Genomic DNA, 693 nt, shown 5'->3' with positions numbered 1-693 from the left:
ACAAATTTCAAAAACGTTGATACCATGAAAAAACAAGATTCTTTTAAAACAACCACCTGTGCAACACAATCAGCACTCAAAGAAGGCTTTGACCTTGGGTTTTATAAAGAAGCGCTTATCGTTGCTGCACCAATGCAGCAGGGCTATAACGTGGCGCTTAAGGGTAGGGGTTTGTGGGTGTTTGCTGGCAGCGCCAGAAAACCAAAAGAACCCAGAATATTCAAAAGCCTAGATGCTGCTATGAGCGCATTGCAGGGTATTGGGTTTCAGACTGCCACGATTGAGCTTTAAGGGCGTGGGGGTCAAGGATTTTCGCGGAGGCTCCCGAAGGGATACCGCTAAAATGCGTGATGCACACAACCGCCCCCAAAAACTGGATCAGGGGTTTGGCTAGAACGAAGTGATGCCAAGCCCTTACAAAGCCTTGCTCGAAAGTGTGGGCGAGTGCAGTTGTAAAAGCCGTGAGAAATGAGTAAATTACATACGAAATGAGGGCAAGAAGCCCCAAAATGCAAAAACCCCGCTTCATCGAGACGGCAATCTCTCAGCGGGGTTCCAAAGACAAGAGAATTATGAATCGAACTGACCTAAAAATCAACCTTTCACAACGCCTCTTGTCATCGAATAGCGATGACGAGTATGTGCGGATCTAACGAGCGAGGAGCGCCACAAGGCGCGGGCTGCAAGCCCCTC

General features: G+C 48.3%; 1 protein-coding gene. It reads left to right on the top strand.

Annotated features, from left to right (window positions below):
• On the top strand, nucleotides 1–291 hold a 291-nt coding region (locus tag R8O11_RS27875; protein ID WP_318194954.1), incomplete at its 5' end, for a hypothetical protein.
• Nucleotides 292–693 lie beyond the last annotated feature (402 nt).

This window comes from Vibrio sp. 1288, assembly GCF_033344475.1.
This window is presented reverse-complemented; position numbering and strand designations above follow the sequence as displayed.